This window comes from Bacillus sp. GbtcB10 (assembly GCF_019091365.1).
In the GTDB taxonomy this organism is placed as follows: Bacteria; Bacillota; Bacilli; order Bacillales; family Bacillaceae; genus Bacillus; species Bacillus altitudinis.
In genome coordinates this window covers 1-238 of the sequence record NZ_JAGXJP010000375.1, presented here as the reverse complement: position 1 = coordinate 238, position 238 = coordinate 1, and the positions used below count along the sequence as shown (strand labels likewise).

The 238-nt window shown below is 46.2% G+C and carries 1 pseudogene; it reads left to right on the top strand.

The features are described 5' to 3' along the window. Positions 1–238: pseudogene (locus tag KVT11_RS20550) on the top strand (hypothetical protein); the annotation flags it as partial.

Sequence of the window (238 nt, the reverse complement as noted above, 5' to 3'; positions counted from 1 at the left end):
AAATTTTGAAGGACAGACCATCCCTCATACCATTTCCACCTCATTTGATGACATAAAGGCAGCATATTCAATCGACGACCAAACCCTTTATTCTAAACTGCAATTCGCCCGAAACATCTTACTCACTGTAAGACAGCAGCGACCTGCACCGCTGAACGATGACAAGGTACTCTCATCGTGGGATGCGCTGATGATCTCCGCACTTGCCAAAGCAGGGAGTGTCTCTCATGAAAAAGAG